Source organism: Streptomyces sp. NBC_01260 (genome assembly GCF_036226405.1).
Taxonomy (GTDB): Bacteria; Actinomycetota; Actinomycetes; order Streptomycetales; family Streptomycetaceae; genus Streptomyces; species Streptomyces laculatispora.
The window spans coordinates 7,534,602-7,558,416 of sequence record NZ_CP108464.1; the positions used below are offsets into that span (position 1 = coordinate 7,534,602).

At 72.3% G+C, this 23,815-nt stretch carries 24 protein-coding genes; 13 read left to right on the forward strand and 11 right to left on the reverse strand.

Features of this window, described 5'->3' with window-relative positions:
• Positions 1-57: 57 nt before the first annotated feature.
• Positions 58-771 (reverse strand): TVP38/TMEM64 family protein, encoded by a 714-nt coding sequence (locus OG322_RS33575; protein WP_123467958.1) that lies wholly within the window; start codon positions 769-771, stop codon positions 58-60.
• 48 nt (positions 772-819) lie between these two features.
• Here OG322_RS33575 and OG322_RS33580 point away from each other — a divergent pair, with 48 nt between their 5' ends.
• From OG322_RS33580 to OG322_RS33590, 3 genes are all read left to right on the forward strand, one after another.
• Complete coding sequence (locus tag OG322_RS33580; protein ID WP_329307378.1) at positions 820-1,557, forward strand: DNA alkylation repair protein; 738 nt, start codon at positions 820-822, stop codon at positions 1,555-1,557.
• 322 nt (positions 1,558-1,879) lie between these two features.
• Positions 1,880-3,049 carry an elongation factor Tu gene (tuf, locus tag OG322_RS33585; protein ID WP_123467954.1) on the forward strand — a complete coding sequence of 390 codons (1,170 nt, stop codon included), beginning with the start codon at positions 1,880-1,882 and terminating at the stop codon, positions 3,047-3,049.
• A 104-nt stretch (positions 3,050-3,153) separates the two neighbouring features.
• Positions 3,154-3,999, forward strand: coding sequence for a spermidine synthase (locus tag OG322_RS33590; RefSeq protein ID WP_123467952.1), 846 nt, complete (start codon positions 3,154-3,156; stop codon positions 3,997-3,999).
• Here the strand turns inward: OG322_RS33590 and OG322_RS33595 are convergent.
• Positions 3,961-5,265, reverse strand: coding sequence for an MFS transporter (locus OG322_RS33595; protein ID WP_329307379.1), 1,305 nt, complete (start codon positions 5,263-5,265; stop codon positions 3,961-3,963). The two genes, OG322_RS33590 and OG322_RS33595, sit on opposite strands and share 39 nt — an antisense overlap.
• A 54-nt stretch (positions 5,266-5,319) precedes the next feature.
• Positions 5,320-6,390 carry a hypothetical protein gene (locus OG322_RS33600; protein WP_266412661.1) on the reverse strand — a complete coding sequence of 357 codons (1,071 nt, stop codon included), beginning with the start codon at positions 6,388-6,390 and terminating at the stop codon, positions 5,320-5,322.
• Positions 6,391-6,544: 154 nt separating this feature from the next.
• Between OG322_RS33600 and OG322_RS33605 the strand changes: the two genes are divergently transcribed.
• Together OG322_RS33605 and OG322_RS33610 are read left to right on the forward strand one after the other, a co-directional pair.
• Positions 6,545-6,982 carry a DUF4442 domain-containing protein gene (locus tag OG322_RS33605; protein ID WP_123467946.1) on the forward strand — a complete coding sequence of 146 codons (438 nt, stop codon included), beginning with the start codon at positions 6,545-6,547 and terminating at the stop codon, positions 6,980-6,982.
• Positions 6,983-7,147: 165 nt separating this feature from the next.
• A complete protein-coding gene (locus OG322_RS33610) occupies positions 7,148-7,807 on the forward strand; it encodes a DedA family protein (protein WP_123467944.1) in 660 nt (219 codons plus the stop codon).
• A 40-nt stretch (positions 7,808-7,847) separates the two neighbouring features.
• On the opposite strand, the gene OG322_RS33615 is transcribed toward OG322_RS33610, so the two are convergent.
• The gene (locus OG322_RS33615; RefSeq protein ID WP_266412662.1) at positions 7,848-8,378 is read right to left on the reverse strand and encodes a gamma carbonic anhydrase family protein; all 531 of its coding nucleotides are present in this window, start codon (positions 8,376-8,378) and stop codon (positions 7,848-7,850) included.
• 168 nt (positions 8,379-8,546) lie between these two features.
• Between OG322_RS33615 and OG322_RS33620 the strand changes: the two genes are divergently transcribed.
• Positions 8,547-9,284: an acyltransferase gene (locus OG322_RS33620; RefSeq protein ID WP_266412663.1), complete on the forward strand. Its 738-nt coding sequence runs from the start codon at positions 8,547-8,549 to the stop codon at positions 9,282-9,284.
• Positions 9,285-9,311: 27 nt separating this feature from the next.
• Here OG322_RS33620 and OG322_RS33625 read toward each other — a convergent pair whose 3' ends face one another.
• Positions 9,312-10,178 carry a DMT family transporter gene (locus OG322_RS33625; RefSeq protein ID WP_123467938.1) on the reverse strand — a complete coding sequence of 289 codons (867 nt, stop codon included), beginning with the start codon at positions 10,176-10,178 and terminating at the stop codon, positions 9,312-9,314.
• Between the two features lie 94 nt (positions 10,179-10,272).
• Between OG322_RS33625 and OG322_RS33630 the strand changes: the two genes are divergently transcribed.
• Together OG322_RS33630 and OG322_RS33635 are read left to right on the forward strand one after the other, a co-directional pair.
• Positions 10,273-10,845 (forward strand): helix-turn-helix domain-containing protein, encoded by a 573-nt coding sequence (locus tag OG322_RS33630; RefSeq protein ID WP_123467936.1) that lies wholly within the window; start codon positions 10,273-10,275, stop codon positions 10,843-10,845.
• Between the two features lie 44 nt (positions 10,846-10,889).
• Positions 10,890-11,450 (forward strand): YbaK/EbsC family protein, encoded by a 561-nt coding sequence (locus tag OG322_RS33635; RefSeq protein WP_123469633.1) that lies wholly within the window; start codon positions 10,890-10,892, stop codon positions 11,448-11,450.
• Here the strand turns inward: OG322_RS33635 and OG322_RS33640 are convergent.
• A complete protein-coding gene (locus tag OG322_RS33640) occupies positions 11,440-12,291 on the reverse strand; it encodes an aminoglycoside N(3)-acetyltransferase (protein ID WP_398912898.1) in 852 nt (283 codons plus the stop codon). The genes OG322_RS33635 and OG322_RS33640 overlap by 11 nt on opposite strands.
• Positions 12,292-12,352: 61 nt before the next feature.
• Positions 12,353-12,763 carry a CoA-binding protein gene (locus OG322_RS33645; protein WP_329307380.1) on the reverse strand — a complete coding sequence of 137 codons (411 nt, stop codon included), beginning with the start codon at positions 12,761-12,763 and terminating at the stop codon, positions 12,353-12,355.
• A gap of 59 nt (positions 12,764-12,822) precedes the next feature.
• On the opposite strand from OG322_RS33645, the gene OG322_RS33650 reads away from it, so the two are divergent.
• From OG322_RS33650 to OG322_RS33660, 3 genes are all read left to right on the forward strand, one after another.
• The gene (locus OG322_RS33650; protein WP_123467934.1) at positions 12,823-13,449 is read left to right on the forward strand and encodes a YigZ family protein; all 627 of its coding nucleotides are present in this window, start codon (positions 12,823-12,825) and stop codon (positions 13,447-13,449) included.
• 138 nt (positions 13,450-13,587) lie between these two features.
• Positions 13,588-14,754, forward strand: a complete 1,167-nt coding sequence (locus tag OG322_RS33655) for an exonuclease SbcCD subunit D (RefSeq protein WP_124286195.1) — start codon at positions 13,588-13,590, stop codon at positions 14,752-14,754.
• Positions 14,751-17,828: an SMC family ATPase gene (locus OG322_RS33660; RefSeq protein WP_329307381.1), complete on the forward strand. Its 3,078-nt coding sequence runs from the start codon at positions 14,751-14,753 to the stop codon at positions 17,826-17,828. Before OG322_RS33655 ends, OG322_RS33660 begins: the two co-directional genes overlap by 4 nt.
• Here the strand turns inward: OG322_RS33660 and OG322_RS33665 are convergent.
• Positions 17,818-18,264, reverse strand: a complete 447-nt coding sequence (locus OG322_RS33665) for an Lrp/AsnC family transcriptional regulator (protein WP_123467928.1) — start codon at positions 18,262-18,264, stop codon at positions 17,818-17,820. The two genes, OG322_RS33660 and OG322_RS33665, sit on opposite strands and share 11 nt — an antisense overlap.
• Positions 18,265-18,357: 93 nt before the next feature.
• On the opposite strand from OG322_RS33665, the gene OG322_RS33670 reads away from it, so the two are divergent.
• Positions 18,358-18,846 carry a rhodanese-like domain-containing protein gene (locus OG322_RS33670; RefSeq protein WP_123467926.1) on the forward strand — a complete coding sequence of 163 codons (489 nt, stop codon included), beginning with the start codon at positions 18,358-18,360 and terminating at the stop codon, positions 18,844-18,846.
• 50 nt (positions 18,847-18,896) lie between these two features.
• Here the strand turns inward: OG322_RS33670 and OG322_RS33675 are convergent, their stop codons facing one another.
• Positions 18,897-20,582 carry a DUF885 domain-containing protein gene (locus OG322_RS33675; RefSeq protein WP_123467924.1) on the reverse strand — a complete coding sequence of 562 codons (1,686 nt, stop codon included), beginning with the start codon at positions 20,580-20,582 and terminating at the stop codon, positions 18,897-18,899.
• A 38-nt stretch (positions 20,583-20,620) separates the two neighbouring features.
• Positions 20,621-21,139 (reverse strand): Lrp/AsnC family transcriptional regulator, encoded by a 519-nt coding sequence (locus tag OG322_RS33680; protein WP_123467922.1) that lies wholly within the window; start codon positions 21,137-21,139, stop codon positions 20,621-20,623.
• Positions 21,140-21,198: 59 nt separating this feature from the next.
• Between OG322_RS33680 and OG322_RS33685 the strand changes: the two genes are divergently transcribed.
• A complete protein-coding gene (locus OG322_RS33685; protein WP_123467920.1) occupies positions 21,199-22,440 on the forward strand; it encodes a trans-sulfuration enzyme family protein in 1,242 nt (413 codons plus the stop codon).
• On the opposite strand, the gene OG322_RS33690 is transcribed toward OG322_RS33685, so the two are convergent.
• On the reverse strand, positions 22,376-23,782 hold the full coding sequence (locus OG322_RS33690; RefSeq protein ID WP_329307794.1) for a GNAT family N-acetyltransferase: 1,407 nt from the start codon (positions 23,780-23,782) through the stop codon (positions 22,376-22,378). The genes OG322_RS33685 and OG322_RS33690 overlap by 65 nt on opposite strands.
• Positions 23,783-23,815: the final 33 nt, after the last annotated feature.

A 23,815-nucleotide genomic window follows, 5' to 3' on the forward strand; every position in this document is an offset into this window, starting at 1 on the left:
GAAGCGTATCGCCCCCAGGTGAACAGAAATACGACAACCCCCGGCGCTACCGCCGCGTCACTCGCCACCCAGCCGGTGACGCCTGCGCCAGGCGACGACGGCCGCGCCGATTCCGGTCAGCACGATGAAGCCCATCGCGGCCAGGAACGCGGGCGACGTCGGCGACGAGGCCTCGCTCCCCGCCACGACGTACGCGGCCGTGTTCGGGATCGAGCCCAGCCCGGTCGCCACCAGGAACGGGGGATACCCCATGCGCGACACGGCGGCGCAGTAGTTGGCCGCGGCGAAGGGCACTCCGGGGAAGAGCCGCAGCGCCAGCATGGAGCGGAATCCGTGCCTGCTCAGCTGGCCGTCCGCCGCCCGCATCCAGCGCCCGCGCAGCAGCGTACGGAGCGCGTCCTGCCCCAGTACCCTGCCGAGCCCGAACGAGATGCCCGCGCCGAGCACCGTGCCCGCCAGCGCCGCCGTCAGACCCGCCTGCGTGCCGAACAGCGCCCCGGCTGCGAGATTGAGCAGCGGCCGCGGCACGAAGGCCACCGTGCACACGCCGTACGCGAGGCCGAAGAGCACGACCGCGGCTGCCCCGCCGCTCAGTTGGGCCGGCCAGCCGGAGGCGAGCAGCCGCTGGGGTTCGAGGAGCAGCATCGTCGTCGCGGCGGCCAGCAGCACCGCCACGAGCAGCGAGAGCCGGGACCAGGGCGAGAACAGCACCCTCGTGCAGCGCGCGGCGAGACCGACGGCGGGCCGGGTGGCGGGGACGGGGTCGAGCATTCGGGGAGAGTATCCGACACCAGGCGTGATCGTCGTAATGTGACCGTTATGAGCGACGGAGCCGAAGCCGCCCGCGATACGTCCGAAGCCGCCCCCGGGCTCCCCGGCAGCGCCCTTGCCGACACCGTGCTGGAGCGCCTCACCGCGCTGTATCCCACGGCCGCCGACCCCGCACGCGCCCGGTCCGCTGCCGCGTACATGAAGCACGTCGCGCCGTTCCTGGGCATTCCGACGCCCCGGCGCCGGGCTCTGTCCCGCACCGTCCTGGAAGGCGCCGCACGTCCCGGTGAGGCGGACTGCGCCGCCATCGCGCTGCGCTGCTGGGTGTTGCCCGAGCGCGAGTACCAGTACTTCGCCGCCGACTACCTCCGCCGCCACGTCGCGCGCTGCTCGTCCGGATTCCTGCCGGTCCTGCGCCATCTGGTGTCCACCGTGCCCTGGTGGGACACGGTGGACGTGCTGGCCGCCCATGTCGCGGGTCCGCTGGTCGCCGCCGACCCGGAGCTCCGGAAGGACATGGACGCGTGGATCGAGGACGACGACCTCTGGATCGTCCGCACCGCGCTGTTGCACCAGTTGCGCTTCAAGGAAGCCACCGACACCGGACGGCTCTTCGGATACTGCCTGCGCCGGGCAGGCCACCCGGACTTCTTCATCCGCAAGGCGATCGGCTGGTGCCTGCGCGAGTACGCGAAGACCGACCCGCAGTCCGTACGGGGCTTCGTCGACGGCGCCCGGGGGCAACTGTCGCCGCTGTCCGTCCGAGAGGCCACCAAGCACCTCTGAGGGGCCCGAGGAGCGCCGCTCCCCACTCCCTTGCCGCCCGCCGTAAATCGCTCGACGGGCCCGCGGCTGTCGGACATGATCGGAGCATGTTCCGGTACGCCTTCCCCGCAGCGCAGTCCGCAGTCGCGGACGCGCCGAAGGCTGCCGTGAACGTCGCGGTCACCACGGCAACAGCAGCCGCAGCAGCTTTTACCGCTGCCGCGGCGCCCATCGGCGGCGCCCGAAGCTGACCCTCCCCCGACAGTCCGGCGGACCCCGTAAGGGGAGGGTCGGCCGGGCCCTGGGGTCTTCTCTCTCAGCTTCGGAATCCAAGGAATGAGCCATGCCCAAGACGGCATACGTGCGCACAAAGCCGCACCTCAACATCGGCACCATGGGCCACGTCGACCACGGCAAGACCACCCTGACCGCCGCCATCACCAAGGTCCTCAGTGACCGCGGGACCGGCACGTTCGTCCCGTTCGACCGCATCGACCGGGCGCCGGAGGAGGCGCAGCGCGGCATCACCATCAACATCGCGCACGTCGAGTACGAGACCGGCACCCGGCACTACGCGCACGTCGACATGCCCGGACACGCCGACTACATCAAGAACATGGTGACCGGCGCCGCCCAGCTCGACGGGGCGATCCTCGTCGTGTCCGCGCTCGAAGGGATCATGCCGCAGACCGCCGAGCACGTGCTGCTCGCCCGCCAGGTGGGCGTCGACCACATCGTCGTCGCCCTCAACAAGGCCGACGCCGGCGACCCCGAGCTGACCGACCTGGTCGAGCTGGAGGTGCGTGAGCTGCTGTCCGCGCACGGCTACGGCGGCGACACCGTGCCCGTCGTGCGGGTGTCGGGCCTGCGGGCCCTGGAGGGTGACCCACGCTGGACGGGGGCGGTGGAGGCGTTGCTCGACGCCGTCGACACCTATGTACCGATGCCGGTGCGCTACATCGACGCGCCGTTCCTGCTGCCGGTGGAGAACGTCCTGACCATCACCGGCCGGGGCACGGTCGTCACCGGCGCCGTGGAGCGAGGCACCGTGCGCGTCGGCGACCGGGTGGCGGTGCTCGGAGCCGACACCGAGACGGTCGTCACCGGTCTGGAGACCTTCGGCAAGCCGATGGAGTCCGCCGAGGCCGGCGACAACGTCGCGCTGCTCCTGCGCGGGGTCGAGCGGGACCGGGTACGCCGCGGCCATGTCGTGGCGGCGCCGGGCAGCGTGACACCGAGCCGGCGCTTCACCGCGCAGGTGTACGTCCTGTCGGGGCGGGAGGGGGGCCGGACCACCCCGGTCGCCACCGGCTACCGGCCGCAGTTCTACATCCGCACCGCGGACGTCGTCGGTGACGTCGACCTCGGCGCGGCGGCGGTGGCGCGCCCCGGCACGACGGTCACCATGACCGTCGAACTGGGCCGGGACGTACCGCTGGAGACCGGCCTCGGCTTCGCCATCCGCGAGGGCGGCCGCACGATCGGCGCGGGCACGGTCACCGGGCTGCTCTGAGCCCGGAGCCGCAAGGGCACAGCCGGGTCCGCCTCCCGAACCCCACGGGAGGCGGACCCGGGGCCGTGGCGTGAAGTGCGACTCCGGCACCGCACAATGGGGGAGTGAACGAGTCGATACCGGTCGTCCGCGACGTGGACCGGGGCACCGCCAGACTGCTCCCCGACGTGGACCGGGAGCGGGCCTGGCTGCTGACCGTCGACGGGGCACCCCAGTCGTACGTCGACCTGGACGCGCCGCAGCACCTTGAGTTCGAGTACGCGAGACGGCTCGGCCACGTGGTGGACTGCGCGGCCGAACCGGGCGCACCGCTCGACGTGCTGCACCTCGGCGGCGGCGCCCTGACCCTGCCCCGCTACGTCGCAGCGACGCGCCCCGGATCCCGGCAGGACGTCGCCGAGGCCGACCGGGGGCTGCTCGCGCTCGTCGCCGAACACCTTCCGCTGCCGGACCGCAGTGGGATCGCCGTGCACGGCACGGACGCCCGCGCGCACCTGGAGGCGACCGCACCCGGCTCCGTGGACGTCCTGGTCGCGGATGTCTTCGGCGGCTCGCGGGTGCCCGCCCACCTGACCACCGTGCCCTACGCACGGGCCGCGGCACGGGCGCTGCGCGCCGACGGGGTCTACGCCGCCAACCTCGCGGACGGGGCGCCCTTCGACTTCCTGCGCCCGCAGCTGGCCACCTTCGCGGCCGTCTTCGCGGAGCTCGCGGTGATCGCGGAACCGGCGGTACTGCGCGGCCGGCGCTTCGGCAACGTCATCCTCGTCGCGTCCCACACCCCCTTCGACACGGCCGCGCTGATCCGCCGTTGCGCCGCCGACGCGTTTCCGGCCCGCGTCGAGCACGGCGCCGCCGTGGCCGGGCTCGTCAAGGGCGCCAGGCCGGTCGGTGACGCCGAGGCGGTCGACTCACCCGAGCCGCCCGACGGCGCCTTCGGCATCGGCTGACGCGGGCGCACCCCCGGCCACCACCTCGGTGGGGCTGGTCCGGCGCGTCAGATTGCGAACGTCCGGCACGAACAGCACCGCCCCGGTGACCAGGACGACCAGCGCGGCGCAGCCCCACAGCGCCTGGCTGCGCCCGACCATCGACTCCACCGGACCGGCGAGCGCGGTGGCGAGCGGCACCATGGCCACCGAGCCGAACCAGTCGTACGCCGAGACCCGCGACAGCTTCTCCTCCGGAATCTCCTGATGCAGGGCCGTCATCCAGGACACGCCGAACACCTCGATGGCGGCCCCGCTGACGAACATCACCGCGCAGAGCCCGGCCACCGGCAGCGGCACGGCGAGCCCCGCGGAGGGCAGTGCCAGCGGGAAGACGCAGAGCGTCCCGGCCAGCAGCAGCCGCCGCGGCTTCCACCGCATCATCAGCACCGCCCCGCCCAGGGTGCCGACGCCGAACGCGGCGAGCGCGAGGCCCCAGGGGCGGGCACCGCCGAGCTCGTCCCTGGCGACCAGCGGCCCGTAGACCGCCTCGGCGGCCCCGACCGCGGCGACCACCACGGAGAACTGCGCCACGACCGCCCAGAGCCAGGTGCGGCCGACGAACTCCTGCCAGCCCTCCCGAAGATCGGCGAGCAGGCCGCCACCGGGCGCGCGCGAGGGGATGTGGCTGACGTCGAGGAAGGAGCGCAGCGCTCCGGCCACCGCGAAGGCGGCCGCGTCGATCGCCAGTACCCAGCCCGGGTCCATCGCCGCGATCATGGCCCCGCCGAGCGCCGCTCCGCCGATGGCGGCGCCCTGTATGGACATCCGGAAGAGGGCGAAGGCGCGGCTCGCCTGTTCGCCGCTGACGGTGGACATCAGCATGCCCTCGGCCGCCGGGCTGAAGAAGGCCTGCCCGGTGCCGCAGAGAGCGGTGAGCACCATCATCTGCCACAGCTGGGCGTCACCGGCCAGCACCAGCCAGGCGAAGGCGGCCTGCGAGAGGCAGTTGAGGGTGTTCGCCGCGACCATCACCCGGTGGCGCGGCAGCCGGTCCGCGACCGCCCCGCCGATCAGCAGGAAGAGCACCAGCGGCGCCGTCCTGGCGGCGGCCACCAGCCCGACGTCGCCGGCGTCGCCGCCCGACTCCAGAACCGCGAACGCCGCCGCGATCAGCGCGCCGTTGGTGCCCAGGCCCGTGATGATCGCGGCGGCGGTCAGCAGCCGGTAATTGCGGACCGCCCGGGAGGGGAGGTCCGATGGGGGTGCGAGGTCGGCGGCAGTCACTCAGGGACTATCGCTGGCTTGGCCCCGTGGCGCCAAATGGTTTGCCGCGGACCGTCAGGACTCGGTGATCTTCACCAGCCGTACCGTGCTCAGAATCTTCTGGATCGTCGCGTCCGGCAGCTCGTCCGGGACGGAGGCGGCACCGTACAGAACCCAGGAGGAGAACTCCCCCTTGCTGTTCTTGAAGGTGAAGGCGATGGACTTGCCGTCGGTGTCGCACTTCTTCTTCTTGGTGACATTGGGCGCCTTGGCGGTCACCAGGCTGCCGGTCAGACCCGACTTGGTGGTGTACTGCTTGGCCTTGCTGATCTTGATGGTGCTCTTCGGCATGTGCTGCGCGTAGGCGGCCCACGCCCAGGTGCCCGCCTCGTTCCTGGCGTTCACATCGGCGTCGGTGGCACCTTCCGCGCCGCGGGTGCCGGTGCCGGCCAGGCTGCTGTTCTCCTTGATGCCGTCGTGGTCGGAGTCGTCGACGCACCACTTGCTCTTGAGGTCGGCGGGCGCCGAGAAGCCGATGAGTGGCGTGTCGTCACCCTTCTTGTCGTCCACGAAGTACGAGGAGACGCTGGGACGCGAGACCTCCCAGTCGCCGGGCACGTCGAACTGTGTGCCCCACTTCGGGTTGGTCACCACCTTCCAGCCGGCGATGAGCGGCTTGGCGTCCCCGCCGTCACCGCGCGGGTTGGCGTCCGGCGAGGACGCGGACCCGGAGGGCTTGGCGGGCGCGGACGACTTCTTGTCGTCGGCGACGTTCTTGCCGTCCTTGTCGTCGTCCTTGTTCATCACGACGACGCCGGTGACCACTGCGGCCGCGACGACCGCGACCGCCGCGACGATGGCGACGACGGTCGTCTTCTTCTTGTCGTTGCCGGGTCGAGGCGGTTCGGGCGGGCCGGGAACCGCGTACTGCGGAACGGTCGGCTGCTGGTACGGGTTGGGCTGCTGGTAGCCCTGCTGTCCCTGCTGCGGGTAGCCGTAACCGGGCTGCTGCCCGGGCGTGCCGGGCTGCTGGTGTCCCGGCTGCTGATAGGGATTCGGCTGCTGGTAACCCGGCTGCTGATACGGGTTCTGGTTCTGGTCCTGCGGGTTTTGCTCGCCCCCGGGCGGCTGCTGTCCTGGCCACATGGCGAGTAACGATAGAGGTGCGCCGTCCGGTCGGCTACGGCCGCCCCTGTGAGCGGACGGTGAAGGACGCGACCAGGTGCGGACCGGGTGGTTCCCGGGGCATGGCCAAACCTGCCTACCGGTGAGTAACATCAAGTTCATGAGCGCTGAACAGATGACCGCGGGCGAGCTGGTCGCCGCGACGGTTCCGATGGTCCGGACCCTCAACCTCGAATTCCTGGAGTCCACCGCCGAACGCGCGGTGGTCCGTCTGCCGGACCAGGCGGACTTCCACAACCATGTCGGCGGACCGCACGCCGGCGCGATGTTCACGCTGGCGGAATCGGCGAGCGGCGCCATCGTCATCGCCGCGTTCGGGGACCAGCTGACGCGCGCCGTCCCGCTCGCGGTGAAGGCCGAGATCGGTTACACGAAGCTGGCCATGGGCGATGTCACCGCGACCGCCACGCTCGGCAGGCCGGTGGCCGACGTCGTCGCCGAACTCGACGAGGGAAAGCGCCCCGAGTTCCCTGTGGCCATCCGGATCCAGCGTGCCGACGGCGCGGTGACCGGCGAGATGACGGTCGTCTGGACACTTCGCCCGAACGCCTGATCAACGCCTGATTCCGGACGGCACCGCAAGGGCCGCCGCCCACCCGGCAGGGGTGCGGGGCGGCCCTTCGCGCTGTCCCGGCCGGTGACGCGACCGGTAGGCTTGCCGCTGTGCGCCGAGGAGTTGTCCGGCGGGCCCCAGGACATCACTACGGAGGAACCGGCGTTGCACATCCAGGAGTGGCTGGAGACCGTCCCCGCGATCAGCGTCTACCTCCTGGTGGGCATCGTCATCGGTGTGGAGAGCCTCGGCATCCCGCTGCCGGGAGAGATCGTCCTGATCAGCGCGGCTCTGCTGGCCGCGGGACACGACGGCATCAACCCGTGGATCCTGGGTGCCTGCGCAACGGCCGGGGCGGTGATCGGTGACTCGATCGGCTATGCCATAGGCCGTAAGGGCGGACGTCCGCTGCTCGCCTGGCTCGGCGGGAAATTCCCCCGGCACTTCGGCGAGGGCCAGATCGCCATGGCGGAACGCTCGTTCCACAAGTGGGGCATGTGGGCGGTCTTCTTCGGCCGCTTCGTCGCACTGCTGCGCATCTTCGCGGGACCGCTCGCCGGAGTCCTGCACATGCGGTACTGGAAATTCCTGACCGCCAACCTGCTCGGCGGGATCGCCTGGGCCGGCGGGACCACGGCCGTCATCTACTCGGTGGGTGTCGTCGCCGAGGCCTGGCTCAAGCGGTTCTCGTACCTGGGGCTGGCGATCGCGGTCCTGATCGGACTCGCCTCGATGCTGGTCATCAAGAACCGGGCCAAGAAGGCGGCCGCACGGTCCGAGGCGGACTCCACGCCCGGGCCGGCGACCGTACCGGTGGGCGACTGACCCGTGCGGACTCCGCGCCGGCGGCCGCCGTACCCCGTGCTCAGTCCTCGTACGCCTGACGGTGTGCCTTGGCCAGCTCCGTATAGCCGACCGCGTTGAACTTCACGCCGTCGAGCTCCTCCTCGGTCAGCTGCCGCTTGACCTTGGCGGGCACGCCCGCGACCAGCGAGCCCGGCGGCACCCGCATCCCCTGCGGGACCAGGGCCTGGGCGGCGACGAGCGAGCCGGTTCCGATGTGCGCACCGTTCAGGACGGTGGCCCCCATGCCGATCAGGACGTCGTCCTCGATGGTGCAGCCGTGGAGCACCGCGTTGTGCCCGACCGAGACGCGCTCGCCGACCGTGACGGCGAAGCCCGGATCGACATGGACGCTGCAGTTGTCCTGGATGTTGGAACCGGCACCGATGACGATGGGACCGCAGTCCGCACGCAGCACCGCGTGGTACCAGACACTGGATCCGGCTGCCATGGTGACCTCGCCGATCACGACCGACGTCGGTGCGGTGAAGGCGGACGCATCGATTTCCGGTTCCTTGCCGCCCATCGCGGTGATCAACGCCTGCTCTGCCATCGCGCGTTCCTCCGTGCTCCGGTGCTGTGGGTCGTGGTCGTCCGATCGTGGCCGACCGGTTCCGCGGGGGAAACGTTATGCGACGGGCGCGGGGCCCGGGACCCGGTGGGGTGAAGATCACAGGCCGGTGCGGATACCGGTCCCGGGCGTGCCGACTACCGTGTGCGAGTGCCGAAGAACAGAGACACAGTCTCCGCCCTGACCGCCTGGCGGCGGCGCGCCCTGTCGGGGGCCGTCCACCGCTGCTGGCGCTGGGTGCGGGAGACGGGCGCGGTCACGCCGGCGCACCCCGGCGGGCTGCGGTTCGGCCGGATCGGCGAGGGCACCCGGCTCGCCTTCCCGCAGGGCACGGTCTTCGGGGAGCGGTGGATCGAGCTCGGCGACCACTGCATCATCGGCGAACAGGTCACCCTCACGGCAGGCCTCATGCCCGATCTGGACCTGGGCGCCGAGCCGATCCTGACCCTGGGCGACGGAGTGGTGCTCGGCCGCGGCAGCCATGTGGTCGCCGACACCACGGTGACGATCGGCTCGGACACCTACTGCGGGCCGTACGTCTACATCACCTCGACCAATCACAGCTATGACGATCCGCAGCAGCCGGTCGGCCGGCAGTGGCCGCGGATGGAGCCGGTCGCCATCGGCCCCGGCTGCTGGATCGGCACCGGAGCGGTGATCCTCCCGGGCGCCCGGCTCGGGCGCAACGTCGTGGTGGCGGCGGGTGCGGTGGTACGCGGAGAGGTGCCCGACCACGCGGTGGTGGCAGGCGCCCCCGCCCGGGTCGTCCGCAGCTGGGACCCGGAGGAGGGCTGGCAACCGCCCCTGCGCACACCGGCCCCGGTGCCGATCCCGGAGGGTGTGACCCCCGAGCAGCTGCTGGCCCTGGCGGAACTCGACGAGGGCTGACGGCGGAGCCGGGGCCGTCGGGTCCCGTCACCCGGTCGCGAGCAGGACCGTGCCCACCAGTGCGAGCCCGGCGCCCGCCGCCTGCACGCCGCGCAGCCGTTCCCCCAGGAAGCCGCGTGCGGCCAGGGCCGTGACCACCGGGTAGAGCGAGGCCAGTACGGCGGCGACGGTGACCGGTCCGTGCTGGGCGGCGATCGAGTACGTCCCGTTGGCCGCGACGTCCGCGAGACCCACGAACGCCAGGGCGGGCAGCGCGGCCCGCACCACGACGGCCCCGCCCTCCTCCGGAAGCGCACGGGCCCCACGGCGCACCGAGACGTACAGTGCCGTGCCGCCCACCGCGATGTTGGTGATCCGCTGCACGAAGAGGGCCAGGAAGAGGCCGGTGACCGTGGTCGACGCCTCGGCGATCAGGGACATCACGGCCCCGAAGCCGAACGCCGCCACCAGGGTCAGCAGCACCGCCCGGCGCTGCACGGGGGCGCCCCGCAGCTGTGGGCCGCCGGCCAGCACGATGCCCACCACCGCGACGGCGACCCCGGCGAACTGCAGCAGCCCCGGACGCTCGCCGGCGATCAGCCCGACGCTCACCGGCACGGCGACCCCCAGTGAACCGAGCGGGGACACCACCCCCATCGGGCCGAGTGCCAGGGCCTTGTAGAAGCTCAGCATCGCGACCGGCCCCACCACGCCCGCCGCGACGGCGAACCACAGCTGCCCGCCCGCCTCGCTCCAGGCGCCCGTGACGGTCACGATCACCGCGAGCACGGCCGCCGCGGCGGTCTGCGAGACGACCACGACGGTGAGCGCGGGCATGCGCCGGGTCAGCAGCCCGCCGCCGAAGTCGGCCAGCCCCCACAGCAGGCTGGTGGCGAGGGCGAACAGTGCGGACATGACGGAGCCTCGCAGTACAGTGCGGTGAACGGTTGGGTACACCACACCGTAGTGCAGTATTTTCGACCCTGTCATCCAAAATATTGGACGGAATGTGACTGACCTCGACCAGCTGACCCAGTCCCTCGCGCGCAACCTCAAGCGCTGGCGCGGGGAGCGGGGCTTCACTCTGGACGCTCTCGCCACCCGTGCCGGGGTCAGTCGCGGCATGATCATCCAGATTGAGCAGGCGCGCACCAACCCGAGTGTGGGCACCACGGTCAAGCTCGCCGACGCGCTGGGCGTCAGCATCACCACGCTGCTCGACTACGACCAGGGCTCCCCGGTCCGCCTGGTGCCCGCCAGCCAGGCGGTACGCATGTGGTCCACGGAAGCGGGGAGCTCCACCACCCTGCTGGTCGGTACGGAGGCCCGGGGCCCGCTGGAACTCTGGTCCTGGCGGCTGGTGCCGGGCGACAGCAGCGCGTCCGATCCGCACCCCGAGGGCACCGTCGAACTGCTCCACGTCACCGCGGGCGATCTCACCCTGGTCGTCGACGGCACCCCCTACACCGTGCCCGCCGGTACCTCGGCCACCTTTGAGGCGCACCATCCGCACGCCTACCGGAACGAGGGCTCCCGGCCCGTCGAACTCACCATGGCCGTGTCCATCCCGCCCGTCAGATGAGACGCCCAACCGGGCCGGTGCACGGGGCTGTTAGCGTGGCGCGCATGCGCGCACCCATCGGCTCCTTCGAGGATGCCCGTCCCGCGGCCGAACGCCTCGAACTGCTCACCGCGCCCGTGGCCGCAGCGGTCCGCGAAGGCTGGGGCGGTTTCCCCGCCGAGCAGATCATCCACGTCGACACGGACCCGGAGATCGCCGACACGGCGGCCTTCGTCGAGCACCACGGGGCCGGTCTGCTGAGCCGGTCGGCCAACTGCGTCGTCGTGGCCGGCAAACGCGGGGGAGACGTCACCCTGGCCGCCTGCCTGGTGCTGTCCCACTCCCGCGTCGATGTGAACGGTGCCGTCCGCAAGCACCTCGGCGCCCGCAAGGTGCGGTTCGCCCCGATGGACACGGCGATCGGCGACACGGGCATGGAGTACGGCGGCATCACGCCCGTCGGACTCCCGGAAAGCTGGCCCCTGTTGATCGACCCCGCCGTCGTGGACCAGGACTGGGTCCTGATCGGAAGCGGCAGCCGCCGGGGCAAACTGATCACGCCGGGCAAGGCGCTGGCGGCGCTGCCCGGCGCGGTCGTGGTCGAAGGCCTCGGCATCACGAGCTGACGTCGCCGCCCGCGCCGCCGTGACGGTGCGCGGGCAGCCACCGCGTGGCGAAGCCGACCGCTTCGGGGAAGCGGAACAGCCGGCTCGGGGCCGAGCCGACCGAGGTGGCGGCGACGGCCGGGGGCCGGGCCGACCGCTCGAAGTCCGCGCCCAGGGCCGCGAAGTCGCTGTCGTCCAGGGCCACGTCCTCGTACTCCCACCACCGCCGCCCACCGCCGTCCCGCACCACGCAACGGTAGGTGCGCCGGGGTGCGGACGGGACGCGGTACTCGGCGAGATGGAACGCGGTGCAGGAAGCGAAGCCGGTCCCCAGCAGCAGGATCTGCGCCCGCAGGTCGTACAGCCGGGCCAGCGGGGAGGCCTCGCCGAGGTGGCAGTCGGGGCGGTGTCCGGCCACCACATGGCCGGCCAGCGGTCCCACGGCCGCGAACGAGGTCTGCGGATGTGCGCTGCGTACGGAGCCGGGGGACCGGCGCACCGTTTCGGCCAGGCGGCCCATCGACGGGGCGGCCGTGGTGGCCGGATCGAACGCGGGCATGGCCGCGCGCACCGCGTCCCGGTCCCGCTCGCTGAGACCGCGTACCCGGGCGCGGTAGTGCGGGGAGGTGTCGGAGTTCTCCGGAGTGAAGGCCGGGACGACCAGCGTGCCTTGCGGTCCCAGTACATCCCGCAGGGCGCCCGCCACGGCCCGGACCCCGCCGTCAACCACTCCCACCGCACGCAGCGAGGCATGCACCATCAGGACGCCGCCCCGCTCCACACCGAGCCGGGCCAGATGTCCGGCCAGGCGGGCGCGGTTGTGGGAGGCGCTCAGCACACTGAGGGCAGGAGCAGTACTCACAGCGGGTCATTGTTCCAGTCCGGAGCGGAGTGTGACACCACGCACATCCGGCCGAGAGCCCTCAGCGGTCCAGTGCGGGGATCTCGATGGCGGGGCACCGGTCCATGACCATGTCGAGCCCGGCCGCCCGGGTGCGTTCCCAGGCCTTCTCGTCGATCACCCCGAGCTGGAACCAGACCGCGGAGGCGCCGATCGAGACCGCCTCGTCCGCCACCGCGCCGGCCAGTTCGCTGTTGACGAAGACGTCCACCACATCGACCGGGAACGGGATGTCGGCCAGCGAGGCGTAGCCGTCCTCGCCGTGCACCCGCTCCGCCTTGGGATGCACCGGGACCACTCGCTTTCCGAAGCGCTGAAGGACCTCGGCCACCCCGTAGGCCGCACGGGAGCGGTTGTTGGAGAGCCCCACCACCGCCCAGGTGTCGCCTGTCCCGGTCAGAATCCTGCGGATCGTCTCCGTGTCTGCGTCCATGATCCGCACAACGGACAGCCGCCCCGGACCATTCCCGCGCCTGCGCATAGGCTGGCCGGATGCAGGAGCAGTACCGGACAGTCGCCCGAGCGGGCGTGCACGAGACCGAGATCAACCGATCGCGTTTCATCTGTGCGCTCGCCCCCGCCGCCACCGAACAGGAGGCGCAGGAATTCGTCGCCCGCGTCCGCAGGGAACACCCGGCCGCCGGCCACAACTGCTTCGCGTACGTGATCGGCGCCGACGCCTCCGTACAGAAGGCCAGTGACGACGGAGAGCCGGGAGGCACCGCCGGGGTACCCATGCTCCAGATGCTGACCCGCCGCGAGATGCGGTACGTCGTCGCGGTCGTCACCCGCTACTTCGGCGGAGTGAAGCTCGGTGCGGGCGGGCTCATCAGGGCTTACGGGGGAGTGGTCGGTGAGGCCCTCGACGCGGTCGGCACGCTCACCCGGCAGCGGTTCCGGCTGGCCACCGTGACCGTGGACCATCAGCGGGCGGGCAGGCTGGAGAACGAACTGCGGGCCACCGGACGGACCGTGCGCGAGGTCCGCTACGCGGAGGCGGTGACCATCGAGATCGGGCTGCCGGACGCCGATGTCGCCGAATTCCGGCGCTGGCTGGCCGACGCGACGGCGGGCGAGGCGGGCCTGGAGCTGGGCGGCGAGTCCTACGGGGACGCCTGAGTACTGTGGTGCGCGGGGGCACAGGGGCAGGCCGCGCGGGTGTGACGATCACCGGCCGCCGGGTCCGGGCCGCTCCGGAGCACAGGGGGTGCGGCCCCACGGGTGGAGGAAGCGAAACATGCAGGTCGGAGCCGGGTCTTGAAGATTTTGCACACATCGGACTGGCACCTGGGGCGGTCGTTCCACCGGGTCTCGCTGCTCGATGCCCAGGCCGCCTACCTCGACCACCTGGTGGCGACGGTCCATGACCACGAGGTCGATGTCGTGCTCGTGTCGGGTGATGTGTACGACAGGGCGGTGCCGCCGCTGTCCGCCGTCCAGCTCTTCGACGACGCGCTGCACCGGCTCGCCGCGGCCGGCGTACCCACCGTGATGATCTCCGGGAACCACGACTCGGCCCGCCGGCTCGGCGTCGGCGCCGGACTCATCGGGCGGGCCGGCATCCACCTGCGCACCGATCCCGCGCACTGCGCCACCCCGGTCGTGCTCGGCGACGCGTACGGCGACGTGGCGTTCTACGGGCTCCCGTATCTGGAACCCGCCCTCGTCAAGGACATGTTCAAGGCCGAGCGGGCCGGGCACGAGGCCGTGCTGACCGCCGCCATGGAGCGGGTCCGCGCCGACCTCGCAACGCGGGCGGACACCACCCGCTCCGTCGTCCTCGCCCATGCCTTCGTCGCGGGCGGCGAGCCGAGCGACAGCGAACGCGACATCACCGTCGGCGGCGTGGCAGCGGTCCCCGCCGGGGTCTTCGACGGCGTCGACTACGTGGCGCTGGGACATCTGCACGGCTGCCAGACCGTCACCGAGCGCGTCCGGTACTCCGGGTCCCCGCTCGCCTACTCCTTCTCCGAGGCCGGCCACCGCAAGACGATGTGGCTGATCGACCTGGACGCCACGGGCGCGATCGCCGCCGAACGGATCGACTGCCCGGTGCCCCGCCCGCTCGCCAGGCTCCGCGGCCGGCTCGACACGCTCCTCGACGACCCCGCCCTGTCCCGGCACGAGCCCTCCTGGGTGGAGGCCACCCTCACCGACCCGGTGCGCCCGGCCGAGCCGATGGCCCGCCTCGTCGAGCGGTTCCCGCACACACTCAGCCTCGCCTTCGAACCGGAGCGGGCCCCCGACGACCCGCAGACCTCCTACGCCGAGCGGCTGCGCGGACGCGACGACCAGAGCATCGCGGAGGACTTCGTGGCCCATGTCCGCGGCGGGTACGGCACCGACGAGCCGGAGCGGACCGTGCTGCGCGGCGCCTTCGACCACGTACGCGTCGACGACGGTGTGCGGGAGGTGAACCGATGAGGCTCCACCGACTCGGCATCACCGCCTTCGGACCGTTCGGCGCCACTCAGGAGATCGACTTCGACGCGCTCTGCGCGGCCGGGATCTTCCTGTTGCACGGACCGACCGGCGCCGGCAAGACCTCGGTCCTCGACGCCGTCTGCTACGGACTGTACGGCGCCGTGCCCGGTGCCCGGCAGAGCCCGGGAACCTCACTGCGCAGCGACCACGCCCCGGTCGACCTGCTGACCGAGATCCGGCTCGAACTCACCGTCGGCGGGCGCCGGCTGGAGATCACCCGGAGCCCCGCCCAGCCCCGCCCCAAGAAGAAGGGCGACGGCTACACCACGGAGAAGGCGCAGAGCCGGCTGCGCGAGTACGTCCCCGACGAGGGGTGGCGGGCGCTGAGCCGCTCGAACCAGGAGATCGGCGAGGAGATCACCCAGCTCATCGGGATGAGCCGGGACCAGTTCTGCCAGGTGGTCCTCCTGCCGCAGGGCGATTTCGCCCGCTTCCTGCGCGCCGACGCCGAGGCGCGCGGCAAACTGCTCGGCAGGCTCTTCGACACCCGTCGCTTCGCCGCGGTCGAGGAGCACCTCGCCGAGCTGCGCCGGGCCGCCGGGACACAGGTGAGGTCCGGGGACGAACGGATCCTTGCCCTCGCCCAGCGGATCGCCCAGGCGGCCGGCCCCGCCGCGAGCGAAGGCCCGTTGCCCGGCATCCAGCCGGGCGAGCCGGGGCTCGCGGACGCCGTACTGGAATGGGCCGCCACAGCGCGCAGCTGCGCCCGGGAACGGCTCGACATCGCGGCGTCGGCGCTGACCGAGGCCGAGAGCCGCCAGGCGGTCGCCCGCCTGGCCCTGGACGCCGAACGCGAACTGGCCGGACTCCAGCAGAGGTACGAGGAGACCCGGCGGCGCGCGACCGCGGTGGAAGCCGGCCGGGACGAGCACGATCAGGCGCAGGAGCAGCTGAGGCGCGCCCGCAAGGCGGACCTCGTCGCCCCCGCGCTGGAGCTCCGAGAGGAGGCCGGGCGGGCGCACCGGCGGGCGGGCGCGGCCCGCGACCGCTCCCGGGCAGGACTGCCCGGCGACCTGGCCGACGCGGGTGCCGAACAGCTGACGGCGCTGGAACGCAGACTCCGTGAGGAGCTCGGCACTCTGGACGCCGCACGTCGCGCCGAGCGGCGCAGCGCCGAGATCGACAGCGAACGCACCGCGCTGGAACGGCAGGCCCGGGCGGACGACGAACTCATCCGGGACGCCGAGAGCTGGCTGGCCGGCTGGGAAGCCACCCGGCACCGTCTGCACACCCGCATCGAGGCGGCCCAGGAAGCGGCGACCCGCGCCGAACTGCTGGCCGGCCGGCTGGAACCGGCCCGCCGACGTCTCGACGCGGCCCGGCGCCGGGACGCGCTGGCCGGACAGGTGGCGGACGGCGACGGCCGCCTCGGTGCGGCCCGGGAGCAGGCCCTGGCCACCGGCGAGACCTGGCTCCGCCTGCGCGAACGACGGCTGCGCGATATCGCGGCGGAGCTTGCCCGGGAGCTGGTCGAGGGCGAGGCCTGCGCGGTCTGCGGTTCGGCCGACCACCCGGAGCCCGCCCGTGCCGGGGACGGACACGTGGACCAGGCCACGGAGGAGGCCGCCGAGGCCGCCCACCGGCGCGCGGAGCAGGCGCGCGCCGAGGCGGAGCACTCGCTCGGAGCCGTACGCGAGCGGTATGCGGCGGCTCGGGCGGAGGCCGCGGACACCGGGGAGGGGCAGGACGCGGAGGCGGCCGACAGCGCCGGGAAGGGTGCCCGGGACCGGGCGGCCGAGCCGACGGTCGGAGCGCTCACCGGACTCGTGGACGCACTGACCCGGGAGCACACCGAGGCCTACCGGACCGCCACCGGGACGCACGCGGCGCGCGAAGGACTCGCGGCCGCCGAACGCGAGCAGGAGCAGCGGGCCGAGGGCCGGCGGCAGGCCGAACGCCGGGCCGCCGCCCGCACCTCCAGGCGTGAGGGACTCGACGCCGAGCAGGCAGCCCTGGAAGAGGTGCTGGCACAGGCCCGCGGCGCGTCGGGCAGCGTCACCGAGCACGCCGCCCTGCTTCAGCGCCGGGTCGCCCTGCTCGTCGAGGCGGCCGCGACGCTCCGCGAGGAGGAGAACGCGGCGGCGCGGCTGAAGGAGGCCGATGACCGGCTCGCCGACGCGGCGTTCCGGGCCGGCTTCGACACCCCGCAGGACGCCGCCGCAACGGTGCTCCCCGACGCCCGGCAGCGAGCGCTCCAGCACCGGAACGACGCCTGGCAGGCCGAGGCCGCGGCCGTCGCCGACCGGCTCGCCGAGACGGATGCCCGCGCCGCCGCCGGCCGGCCCCCGGCCGCCCCCGGCGCCGCGCAGTCGGTGTACGACACGGCCGAGCGGCTGCTGCGGGACGTGACGGGCGCCCACGCGGCGGCCCGGGAGCGCTGCACCGAACTCGGCAGGCTGTCCCGGCGCGCGGCGGACGAGGTACGTGGCCTGGGGCCGGTGCGCGAGGAGTACGAGCGGATCGCACGGCTCGCCGGCCTGACCGCCGGCACCTCGGCGGACAACGAACGCAAGATGCGCCTGGAGTCCTACGTCCTTGCGGCCCGCCTGGAACAGGTGGCGGCGGCCGCCACCGCCCGGCTGCGGCGGATGTCGTCCGGCCGTTACACCCTGGTCCACTCCGACGCCCGTACCGGCGGCCGCAGGGCCGGGCTCGGGCTGCATGTCATCGACGCCTGGACCGGCCGTGAACGCGACACGGCCACGCTCTCCGGCGGCGAGACGTTCTTCGCCTCGCTCGCCCTGGCACTCGGCCTCGCCGATGTGGTCACCGACGAGGCCGGCGGCGTACGCCTGGACACCCTCTTCATCGACGAGGGTTTCGGCAGTCTGGACGACCAGACCCTCGACGAGGTGCTCGACGTGCTGGACTCGCTGCGGGAGCGGGACCGCAGCGTCGGCATCGTCAGCCATGTCGCCGATCTGCGCCGACGCATCCCGGCCCAGCTCGAAGTGGTGAAGGAACGCCACGGATCCGCGGTACGCCAGCGGGCCGCGGACGGAGTCAGCGGCTGACCGCCCGCCGCGGCAGCGGCGAGGAGTAGACGACGCTCGTGGTGACGGACCCCAGCGAACCGATCTTTCCGGACACCGCCTCCAGATGGCTCATGGAGCGGGCCGTCACCTTCAGCACGAAGCAGTCGTCGCCGGTGACATGGTGGGCCTCCACGATCTCCGGCGTGGTGTCGAGGAGATCGTGGAACGGCTTGTAGTTGCCGTTCGGGTAGCGCAGCCGGACGAAGGCGAGAATCGGCAGCCCGAGCCGCTCGGGGTCGACCACCGCCGCGTACCCGCTGATGATTCCGGCCTCCTCCAGCCTGCGCACCCGCTCCGTCACGGCGCTCGACGACATCGCCACGGCCCGCGCGAGCTCGGCGAATGGGGCGCGGCCCTCGCCCTGAAGGACATCGAGGATGCGCCAGTCGGTATCATCCGGGGAATAGTCGGTCATGCGCAGAGAAAACAGGGAAATGCCCGGCGGATCAAGTCCTCTGCAGGGGATCTCATCTTCCGGCAGGGCGCAGCCGGCCATAGATTTTCGGCCATGACTTCGCAGCCCGCCCGCACCACCGGCCACCCCGTGCTCCAGGTGCCGCCCGCCGCCCCGGCCGCGGCCGCCGCCCACTTCGGGGCCTCGCTCGCCTTTCACACCGATGTCTCCGACGTCGCCGCCGCGCTGGCGGCAGGCGGTGATCCCGGCTTCGTACTCCTCGACTCCCGCTCCACCGCCGCCTGGGACCAGGGACACATCCCCGGTGCGCTGCACCTGCCGACAGCTCTCATCGCCGGGCAGGCGCACGAACTGCTCGACCCGGCCGTGCCCGTGGTCACCTACTGCTGGGGGCCCGGCTGCAACGGCGCCGCCCGTGCCGCGTTCGCCCTCGCCGGACTCGGCTACCGGGTCAAGGAGATGCTCGGCGGCTTCGAGTACTGGGCGCGCGAAGGCTTCGGGTTCGCGACCCGGCAGGGGGCCGGGCGGCGCGCCCCCGACCCGCTCACCGCACCGGCCGGCTCCGAGGACTGCGGCTGCTGACAGCGGCGGGCCGGGCCCGGGGCGAACCCGGACCCGGCCCGCCGGCCCGGTCAGAGCTTCGACAGCTCGTCGACCAGGTCGTCCAGACCCAGTGGCCCCTGGGACAGGGCGGCCATGTGCCAGGCCTTGAGGTCGAAGGCGTCCCCGTGCGCTGCGCGGGCGTTCTCCCGGCCGAGCAGCCAGGCGCGTTCACCCAGCTTGTAGCCGATGGCCTGCCCCGGCATCGAGAGGTAGCGGGTCAGCTCGCTCTCCACGAAGTCGGCGGGCCGGCCGCTGTGGTTGCCGAAGAACTCCTGGGCCAGCTCGGGCGTCCACCGCTCACCCGGGTGGAACGGGGAGTCGGCCGGGATCTCCAGCTCCAGGTGCATCCCGATGTCCACGATCACCCGGCAGGCGCGCATCATCTGCGCGTCCAGGTATCCCAGGCGGCGCTCGGCGTCGGGCAGGAAGCCCAGCTCGTCCATCAGCCGCTCCGCGTACAGCGCCCAGCCCTCGGCGTTGGCGCTGACGATGCCGATGGACGCCTGGTAGCGAGAGAGGCTCTCGGCGACGTGGGCCCACTGGGCAAGCTGGAGGTGATGACCGGGAACACCCTCGTGGTACCAGGTGGAGACCAGGTCGTACACCGGGAACCGGGTCTCACCCATGGTCGGGAGCCAGGTGCGGCCGGGGCGGGAGAAGTCCTCGGACGGACCCGTGTAGTACGGCGCCGCGGCGCCGCCGGGCGGGGCGATCCGGGACTCCACCTTGCGCACCCGCTCGGCGAGTTCGAAATGCGTTCCGTCCAGGGCCTCGATGGCCTCGTCCATCAGGCCCTGCAGCCACGTCTGGACCTCGTCGACCCCCTCGATGTGCTTGCCGTGCACATCGAGATGGGCCAGCGCCTCCCAGGGGTCGGCCCCGGGCAGCACCTTCTCGGCCTCGGTCCGCATCTCGGCGAGCAGCCGGTGGTACTCGGACCAGCCGTACGCGTAAGCCTCGTCGAGATCGAGGTCGGTGCCGTTGAAGTAGCGCGACCAGCGGGCGTACCGTTCACGGCCCACCACGTCGGGTGCGCCCTCGACGGCGGGTGCGTACACCTCGACCATCCACTGCCGCAGCTCCTTGAGCGCCTGTGTGGCCTGCCGGGCGCCGTCGTCGAGACCGGTGCGAAGAGCGGCCGGGCCCGCGGCGGCGAAGTCCTGGAAGAACCCCGTCGTACCGTTGCCGACCCACTCGTCGAGCTGCCCGATGAAGGTGGCGGTTGCGCGCGGACCGCCGTAGAGCTTGCGCTCCAGGCCGAGCGCGAGCGACTCGCGGTAGCCGGCGAGCGCGGCCGGAACCGCACGGAGCCGGTCGACGACCGCCGCCCAGTCCTCGTCCGACCCGGTGGGCGTCACGGTGAACACCTCACGGACCGAGTGTGCCGGGGAGTGCAGGTTGGAGACGGCGCGCAGCGCCTCATCGGCCTCGTGGACGGTGAGTTCGGCCGTCAGCCGCTCGCGCAGGAGGCGGCCGCAACGGCGCTCGGCGTCATTGGCCGCACCGGGCAGTTGTTCCGCACGGTCGAGCCGGGCGAGTGTGGCGCGGGCCAGCCCGGCCAGCTCTTCCTGGCCGGCGGGGGAGAAGTCGGGAAGACGGCGCGAGCTTTCCGCGACACCCAGAAAGGTGCCGGAAATCGGGTCGAGTTGGACGAACGCGTCGACGTAGGCGTCGGCGACCTGGCGGGGCAGCGCGCTGCTGGGAGAGTCTGACATGTGGACATCCTCATACGGAGAGGGGCTCCCCGTCATTATCAATCGGGCTCTGAGGCCTGACATGTGCCCGGCCCGGCCGTTGTGGCGGAGGGCGGCAGCAGCGGTCCGCACTCCCACTGCTGGAAGATCAGCCTGGTCTCCACCCGGGCCACTTCGCGGCGCGAGGTGAACTCGTCCAGCACCAGCCGCTGCAGGTCGGCGGTATCGGCTACGGCCACATGGACCAGATAGTCGTCGGGACCGGTCAGATGAAAGAGCGCCCGGGACTCCGGCAGCGTCCTGATCCGTTCCACGAACGGGCCGATGAGTTCTCTGCGGTGCGGCCGGACCTGCACGGACAGCAGCGCCTCCAGCCCGCGTCCCATTCTGGCCGGATCCAGTCGCAACTGATGACCGAGGATGACGCCCGTGCGGCGCATCCGGGTGACGCGGTCCAGGCACGTCGAAGGGGCGACCCCGACCTCGGCTGCGAGATCGCGGTAGGTGGTCCGGGCATCGTTCTGCAGCAGGCGCAGAATGTGCAGATCCACCGTGTCCAGGGCGATGGAATCGGTCATTTACCGAACGTAGCACGGGTCCTGGTGTCAATATCCGGACGTGTGTTCAGAGTGGTGACATGGACACCGAAGCCCCGATGGCGCCCTCGACGACAACCCGGTCCAGGGCGCTGGCCACCGAAGCAGTGCACGCCGGACGCGACGACCTCGCGGCTCTCGGCCTGCACGCCCCGCCGATCGACCTGTCCACCACCTACCCCTCGTACGACTCCAGGGGGGAGGCGGAGCGGATCGACTCCTTCGCCACCACCGGCGCCCGGCTCGACGGGCCGCCGGTCTACGCCCGGCTCGACAACCCGACCACCGCCCGGTTCGAGACGGCGCTGGCCCGGCTCGAAGGGACCGCGAGCGCCGTGGCGTTCGCCAGCGGCATGGCGGCGCTCACCGCCGTCCTGCTGGCCCGCGCGAGCATCGGTCTGCGCCATGTGGTCGCCGTCCGCCCGCTGTACGGCTGCAGCGACCATCTGCTCGGCGCCGGGCTGCTGGGCACCGAGGTGACCTGGACCGATCCGGCGGGCATCTCCGACGCGATCCGGCCCGACACGGGTCTGGTGATCGTCGAGACCCCCGCCAATCCGACGCTCGCCGAGGTGGACATCCGGTCGGTCGCGCACTCCTGCGGCTCCGTGCCGCTGCTCGTCGACAACACCTTCGCGACACCGGTGCTCCAGCGGCCCGTCGAGCACGGCGCGCGGATCGTGCTGCACAGTGCGACGAAGTACCTGGGGGGTCACGGGGACGTGATGGGCGGAGTCGTCGCCTGCGACGAGGAGTTCGCCGCCCGGCTGCGCCAGGTGCGCTTCGCCACCGGCGGCGTGCTGCATCCGATGGCCGGATACCTGCTGCTGCGCGGCCTCGCCACGCTGCCGGTACGGGTACGGGCCGCGTCCGCCAGCGCGGCGGAACTCTCCCGAAGGCTCGCCGCGGACCCGCGGATCGCCCGCGTCCACTACCCGGAAGTGGGCGGCGCGATGGTTTCCTTCGAGGTCTTCGGCGACCCGCACCGGGTGATCGCCGCGGTGCGGCTCATCACGCCGGCCGTCAGTCTCGGCAGCGTGGACAGCCTGATCCAGCACCCCGCCTCCATCAGCCACCGCATTGTGGACGAAGGAGACCGGCAGGCATCGGGGGTCGGCGACCGGCTGCTGCGCATGTCGGTCGGCCTGGAGGATGTCGAGGACCTCTGGGCCGATCTCTGTCAGGCGCTGAGCAGCGAGGAGCCCCTGCGGCAGGGCTTCAGTGACTTGCCTGCTCGTACGGGGGCAGGGACCGTGCCGCAGTCGCGGCCGGCCGGGCGGTGATCACCAGCGTGCCTTCCTCGATCTGGTAGTCGAGCGGCAGCGAGAGGGCGCGCATGGCGGCGACCATGCCGGTGTTGGACGCCTGGGTGACGGCGTAGACGCTCTCGCAGCCGGCCTCGACGGCGAGCGCCACCAGGCGGGCGAGGAGCTCGGAGCCGATGCCCCGGCGCTGCCAGTCGTCCTCGACGAGCAGGGCGACCTCGGTCTCGTCGCCGTCCCAGAGCAGGTGGCCCAGGGCGACCAGCCGGCCGGAGGCCGTCTGGACGGCGAGGGTGCGGCCGAAGCGCGGGCCCAGCAGGTGGTCGAGATAGCGGTCGGCGTCGCGGACCGGGCCGTGGTAGCGCAGCCGCAGTGTCTGCTCCGAGCAGCGGTCGTGCATGGCGCGGGCCGCTTCGAGGTCGGCGATGTCCGCCCGGCGCACGGTGATCTCGTTGCCCTCGGGCAGAGTCAGCACGTGTTCGCTGCGCGGGACACGGGGGCCGAGCCGGGCGTCGAGCTCGACCAGGGCGCGCGCCCTGGCGAATTCCGTCGGAGTGAACGGGAGATAGGGCCGCTCCACGGTGATCACACCGCCCGACGGGTCACGCAACCGCATCACCGTCTCCTCCAGCACCCCTTCGACGGGCGCGGTCTCACCGGTGGCGCGTCCGGTGACCGAGACGGCGGGCAGCGAGTGGATGGTGCACCGGCCGAGCAGCTGGCGCAGGGCGAGGGGGAGTTCGGCGGCATCCAGCGCGGTGCGGGTGGCGAGGCCGAGCACCCTGGTCGGAGCGTCCACCAGGTCATGGGCGTCGGCGCGCTCGATCCAGGTGGAGCTGCCGCCCGCGGCGGAGATCGCCCGGGTCAGCTGCGGTGCCGGAAGTGTGGCGGGGGCGCGCAGCAGGAACTCGTCGACCGTGCCGTGTGCCAGTGGGTGCGTCTGCAGGGTGAGAATGTCGATCCGGTGCTGGGCCAGCACGATGCAGAGCGCCGCCAGGCTGCCGGGAGCGTCCCTGACCGTGGTGCGCATCCGCCACAGCGTCGTCTCCCCGTCCCCGTCCCCGGTACCCGGTGCCGGGGAGACGGCCGCCGCGGCTGTCTGCACGCCGGAGCCGTCCGGGCCGGACGCCCCGCCGGCTTCCGGCGGTGGCGCGTGGCTGTGCCGTCGTGCCCACCAGGTGTGGAACGCGGCGGTCGCGGTCAGCGCCAGGGCCGAGGCGATGAGCAGATACGGCCCGTCCGGCTGGTGCCCGATCAGGTTGGCGATCGCGTCGGCAACGGCGACCGCGGTGAACAGGGCGGCGAGTTCGATGAGATCCCGTCGCCAGTGGTGGGGGCGACGGGCACTCTTCGCGGATGTCACATCAGTCATGCCTTCACTGTGACGGAGCGGTGT